Origin of the sequence: Cobetia sp. SIMBA_158 (genome assembly GCF_046566945.1) — a bacterium.
Lineage (GTDB): Bacteria > Pseudomonadota > Gammaproteobacteria > Pseudomonadales > Halomonadaceae > Cobetia > Cobetia amphilecti.
On sequence record NZ_JAWJYL010000881.1, the window covers coordinates 1 to 246 of the forward strand.

The window sequence follows — 246 nt, forward strand, 5'->3', positions numbered from 1 at the left end:
AATTCTTCATTTACGGCATCTACAATGTCAATCAAAAAACGAATTCTATTTTCAAAGCTTCCGCCATACCCCTCCGTTCTGATATTAGAAAGGGGAGACAAAAACTGCGGGATAAGATAGCCATGCACTCCATGAATTTCAATCACATCCAAACCTACTTCTACAGCTCGCTGGGCTGCCTTTTTAAAATACTGTACTTGTTCTTTTACCTCATCACTACTCAATACGTGAGGCATTCTTTCTGAT

At 39.4% G+C, this 246-nt stretch carries 1 pseudogene; it reads right to left on the minus strand.

What is annotated here, in order from left to right:
* Nucleotides 1–224: pseudogene (locus R2R70_RS22350) on the minus strand (hypothetical protein); the annotation flags it as partial.
* Nucleotides 225–246 lie beyond the last annotated feature (22 nt).